4 protein-coding genes are annotated in these 5,229 nt (G+C 69.3%); 1 reads left to right on the top strand and 3 read right to left on the bottom strand.

All coding sequences use genetic code 11. The features are described from left to right. Positions 1 to 148, bottom strand: a 148-nt coding sequence (locus tag AVR91_RS44055) for an adenosylhomocysteinase (protein ID WP_394329982.1), incomplete at its 3' end; no start/stop codon positions are given. A gap of 91 nt (positions 149 to 239) precedes the next feature. Between AVR91_RS44055 and AVR91_RS39880 the strand changes: the two genes are divergently transcribed. Continuing rightward, entirely contained in the window at positions 240 to 2,534 is a 2,295-nt protein-coding gene (locus tag AVR91_RS39880; RefSeq protein ID WP_063277755.1) for a hypothetical protein, read from the top strand. A gap of 44 nt (positions 2,535 to 2,578) precedes the next feature. Here AVR91_RS39880 and AVR91_RS39875 read toward each other — a convergent pair whose 3' ends face one another. Beyond that, positions 2,579 to 3,280, bottom strand: a complete 702-nt coding sequence (locus AVR91_RS39875) for an LPXTG cell wall anchor domain-containing protein (RefSeq protein ID WP_063277756.1) — start codon at positions 3,278 to 3,280, stop codon at positions 2,579 to 2,581. A 257-nt stretch (positions 3,281 to 3,537) separates the two neighbouring features. Then, on the bottom strand, positions 3,538 to 5,058 hold the full coding sequence (locus AVR91_RS39870; protein WP_016337102.1) for an amino acid permease: 1,521 nt from the start codon (positions 5,056 to 5,058) through the stop codon (positions 3,538 to 3,540). Positions 5,059 to 5,229: the final 171 nt, after the last annotated feature.

The raw sequence follows: 5,229 nt of genomic DNA, 5'->3' as shown, positions 1-5,229 counted from the left end.
ATTCGCGGCGCAGCGCCATCAGGCCCGGCATCTCGTGCTCGGCGAGGCGGATCTCCTTGCGGCCGAACTCGGCGGCCTCGAGATCGGCGACGGCGAACTCGATGCCGTTGCGGGTGTCGTGCCGCTTGGCAACGCTTTCGGGGGTCATATGCGCGCTTCCTCCAAGGTTGGATGACATCTGAACAGTACCGTTGTCGGTTCAGTCCCCACTGGAACGGTTTGGAGGCTTCACCGTGGTCATGCCGGGTCCCGATACCCGCGTCGTCGAAATACGCGTACCCGGGCTAGTGGGCACGAGCGGTGAAAGCCTGCTGGATTCGACGTCGGTGGTCGACGTCGCGGGCGACGGCGTCGGCAGGCTGATCCGGCCGTCGGACCGGCTGCGCCGCCCCGCTCCCGGTCCGGTGCTGCCCGCGCTCGGCCGTTCGATCCCGCGCATCCTCGAAGGCTACCTGTGGAGCGGCATGACCTCCGGAGGCGCTGCGAAGGCGACGTGGGCGCTGCTGTTCCCGTTCTCGCTGGCGAACGTCGCGCACTGGATGCTGCCGCCGGTCCCGGAGGGCAGGCGGTCCGCGGCGCTGCTCGGCGGCGCCTGCCGGGGGCTGCTGCGGGTTGCCTCGCTGCTGTTGACGATGCTGCTGATCAGCCAGCTCGCGGTGGTCTCGCTCGACCTCTTCGCCGCGCAGTGTCTCGCGCCGGGCTCGACCTGTCTCGAAGGAGCGCCGTCGTTCCTGCGCGATTTCGCGCCGCTGCGGACGGCGATCGGTGTGCTGCCGTTGCTGGTGCTGATCTTCGTGCTCGACCGGATCCCTTCGTCGGACTGGCGTTCGCGGAACAGGGTGCACCGGGCCCACAGTTCGAGCCCCCTGCAGCCGCAGGACCTGCCGCGGACGCCGGGGCTGCGCACGCTGCACACCGTCGCCGCCTTGACCTGTGTCGCGCTTCCGTTGCTCGGCGGGCCGTTCCGGCTGCCGTCCGCGACCTTCGACCTGATCGTCTGGATCTGCGCGCTGGCGCTCGTCTTCGCCGCGCTGGTGGCCTCGACGGTCGGCTTCTCGGCCGGGCCGGTGATCCGCGGCGGGCTGATCGCGTTCGCCGTCGTGCTGGTCGGGATCGCCCTCGTGCGCCGGACACCGCTGCCCGCCGGCCTGCCGGGCGGAGGGCTCGGCGGAGCCGACGGGACGGTCGAAGCGCTGGGCGCGGCGATGGTCACGGTCACCGTGTTGTTCGCGCTGATGCTCGTCCCGGCGGCCCTGCTCGGCCGATCGACGTGGAAGCATCTGCCGCACCGGCTGCGGCCCTGGCTCGGCGGCTGGGCCGCGGCGCCGGTCGTCGCGCTGGCCGGGCTGCTCGGCGGCGGGTTCGGCGCGGGCCTCGCGGTCGCGCTACGGCAACTGGTCGGCGCGAACGAACTCCGTCTGCCCGACACCTACTCCCTGGTGACCGTGCTGTGGGGCGCCGGTCTCGCGCTCGCCCTCGTGCTCGGTGTGCTGGGCTTCGCGGTCGCCGTCCCGTTGCGGCGGCTGCGCCGTGGTATCCCGAAGATCGTCGCGCTCATGGAGATCAGCAAGGCGCAGGAAGAGGAGGCCGCCCGGGTATGGGCCCGTGCCTCGTGGGAACGCAAGCATCTGCACCATCTCGCGCTCACCGTGGCACTCGCGATGGCGGTGGGTGGCGGCGTGCTCTTGGTGCTGCGCTTCGGTTTCGGCCCGCTGGGTGCCTGGTCCAAGCCGATCTCCGCGATCGGCGTGTTCGCCCTCGGCGCGATGGCGGCGGGGCTGCTGCGTGTCGTGTTCGCCGCCGCGACCACTCCCAAACGCAGCCGTCACCTCGGCGCGCTGGCGGATCTCGTGTGCTTCTGGCCGCGTGCCGCTCATCCGACCGTGCCGCCGAGTTACGCGCTCCGGGTCGTCCCGGAACTGGCGGACCGGGTCAAGGAACACCTGGCCGATCCCGGCACGCGGGTCGTGCTGTCCGGCTACAACCTCGGCAGTCTGCTGACCGTGCTCGCGGCCGCGCGCGTGATCGCCGACCTCCCGCCGGAGGACCGTGACCGCGTCGGGCTGCTGACCGCGGGCTCACCACTGCAATGGGGCTATCAGCGCGCCTTCCCCGCGATGCTGCCGCAGAACCAGCTGGCCGGGCTGTACGAAGGTCTCGACGGTCGCTGGCGCGCGCTGTGCCGCGGCACGGACATCTTCGGCGGCGGCGTCACGACGTGGCGGCATCGCGTGGTGGGCGGGAAACTGCTGGGCGACGGCTACCTGCCCGGCGGCGGGACCGGACCGCTGGCCGCCGAACCCGACGATCAGGGTGTCCTGGTGCTCGGCGGCGATCACTGGCTGCCCGACCCGATGCGCGGCCCGACCGGACGGCACCGCTGGGCACCCGGCGTCCTCAAGCACACGGACTACGTCGTCGACGCCGAATGGGACAACGCCGTCGCGATGGCCGCCGGCCTCGGCCGTCCCCGCCCGAAGAACCCTTGGGGCGAGCAGGGTTCGCTGTTCGGGGACTTCCCGCAGATGCGCTGAAGGCCCCCTTCGCGAGGAAGAGGGCCTTCAGGCGTCAGCTAATTTCAGTCGGTCTTACCGCGGCGCACGCGCAGCAGGACCAGGACGCCGGCACCGGCCAGGACCAGCAGGCCACCGGCCCACAGCAGCCAGGCGTTGTCGAAACCGGTGTCCGCGAGGCCGCCACCGTTGCCGCCGTTGCCGTCGACCACGGGGGCCGGGGCGGTGGTGCTCGGGGCTTCGGACGTCTGGGACGGCTTGTCCGGCGAGGGCGGAGCCGTCGTCGGCGGCTTGGCCGTGGTGGTCTTCGTCGGCTCGCTCGGCTTCGTCGGCTCGGACGTCGGCGTCTTCTTCTCACCGCAGACGAACCAGTGGCTGATGGCCGCCTGCTGGTCACCCTTGTTCAGCGGCGAACGCAGCTTCGTCCACGGCGGGTTCTCGGGCAGGCCCTTCTCGCCGGGCACGTAGACGTTGTAGCCGTGGCCGCCCTTGACCACGATCGCCGTGACGGTGACGCCCTTGGCAACCGCGGTGATGTCGAGGGACAGCTCCTTGTCGCCGCCGGTGAAGGTCAGCTCCGAGGTGGGAATCAGCTTGCCCGGGACCTTGGCGCCTTCGCAGGTGGTGGCGTTGCTGCCCACGACCTGGGTCGCGCGGTCGTCGCTGCGGGTCGCGAGGGCGGTGCCCGCGGTCCCGACGAGGGCCACGGCGGCGAGGGCGACGACGGTGACGGCGGAACGGACACGCCGTCTGGGCTTGATCTGCATTCGGAGCTCTCCTGTACCGATCGGGGGACAAACGAGCGAAGCGTGATGCCACCTCCGAGGGAACGCGGTCAACTCGCGGTACATCCGCAGGAGTCGCGTTAACCCATCAGGGGGAGGCAAGGTCCCGGACGGTATCGCACACGGATTTTACGGCGGTAGCTGGACCCCCAGGTGTTATCTCCCCGAGACCGGACGGACCGGACATGCGAACGGCCCACCATCCACAAAGGAATGGTGGGCCGTCGAAACGAGAATGATCAGTCCGAAACGGACGTCGGCGCCTCGTCCTTCTTCTGCTTGCCGAGCAGCGAATGGCGACGGCTGTAGACGAAGTAGATGAGGACACCCAGCACCATCCACGCGATGAACCGCAACCAGGTCAAAACGGTCAGGTTCAGCATCAGCCACAGGCAGGCGAGGATCGCCAGGATCGGGACCACCGGCACCCACGGCACCCGGAAGGCGCGGGGCAGCTCCGGCCGGGTCTTGCGCAGCACCATCACGCCCGCGGACACGAGGATGAAGGCGAACAGCGTGCCGACGTTGACCATCTCTTCCAGCTTGTCGGCCGGGAAGAAGGTCGCGGCGACGGCGACCAGTCCGCCGACGACGATGGTCGCCCGCTTCGGCGTGCCGTTCGCACCCGTCTTCGCCAGCGAACGCGGCATGAGGCCGTCACGCGACATCGCGAAGATGATCCGGATCTGGCCCAGCATCAGGACCATGACGACGGTCGTCAGACCGGCGAGGGCACCGACGGAGATGATGTTGGCCGCCCAGTCGACACCGTTGGCCGCGAACGCGGACGCGAGCGTCTTCTTGCCGCCGTCACCCGCCGAGGTGGCGAGCTCCTTGTAGTTCACCATGCCGACGACCACGAGCGACACGGCGACGTAGAGCACCGTGACGATGGCGAGCGAGCCGAAGATGCCGCGGGGCACGGCCTTCTGCGGGTTGCGGGTCTCCTCCGCGGTGGTCGCGACGATGTCGAAACCGATGAACGCGAAGAACACCAGCGACGCCGCGGCCAGCAGGCCGAAGACACCGAACGAGCTACTGCTGCTGCCCGCGAACACCGAGAACAGCGACTGGTCGACCCCCGTGGCCCCCGTTTCGGCGCCGCTCTGGGCCTCCGGGATGAACGGGCTGTAGTTGGAGCCCTTGATGTAGAAGATGCCGAGCACGATCACGAAGAGCACCACCGCGACCTTGATCCCGGTGATCACCATCGAGAACCGCGAAGACAGCTTCGTGCCGAGGGCGAGCAGGGTCGCCAGCACCAGCACCACGATCAGGGCGCCCCAGTCGACGGGGACACCGCCGATCTCGAACGTCGTCTTCGTGCCCTTGCCGAAGATGTAGGAGAGCACGGTTTCGAGGTAGGCGGACCAGCCCTTCGACACCGCGGCCGCGCCGACCGCGAGCTCCAGGATGAGGTCCCAGCCGATGATCCACGCCATGAACTCGCCGAAGGTGGCGTAGGAGAACGTGTACGCGCTCCCGGCCACCGGGACGGTCGACGCGAATTCCGCGTAACACAGAGCCGCCAGCGCGCAGGCGATGGCGGCGAAGACGAACGAAAGCGACACCGACGGACCGGCGTAGTCGCCTGCCGTGCGCGCGGTGAGGGTGAAGATTCCGGCACCGATGACGACGGCGACGCCGAAGACGGTCAGGTCCCACGCGCTCAGGTTCCGCCTGAGCTTGGTCCCCGGTTCGTCGGTGTCCGCGATGGACTGCTCGATGGATTTCGTACGCCACAGACCGTTTCCGGGCACCCTTGACCTCCTACACCTGACTGCGGTTCAACGGACCCTATCGCCCGGTCGTGACGGCAGCGCGGTGGGAGAGCAACGAAGTACCCGGAGGTCGGGGCGGTAATCGGCGGAGTACGGACAGTTGCTCCGGATGGCGGTCGCGGTCCGCCTGGCCCAAATGTCATGAAAGGG

This window comes from Amycolatopsis keratiniphila subsp. keratiniphila (assembly GCF_001620365.2).
GTDB lineage: Bacteria > Actinomycetota > Actinomycetes > Mycobacteriales > Pseudonocardiaceae > Amycolatopsis > Amycolatopsis keratiniphila.
This window is presented reverse-complemented; position numbering and strand designations above follow the sequence as displayed.

What these genes read in the sequence shown, in the direction of transcription:
- AVR91_RS39880 (WP_063277755.1), top strand. Translation starts at nt 240, where the DNA reads ATGCCGGGTCCCGATACCCGCGTCGTCGAAATACGCGTACCCGGGCTA.
- AVR91_RS39875 (WP_063277756.1), bottom strand. Translation starts at nt 3,280, where the DNA reads ATGCAGATCAAGCCCAGACGGCGTGTCCGTTCCGCCGTCACCGTCGTC.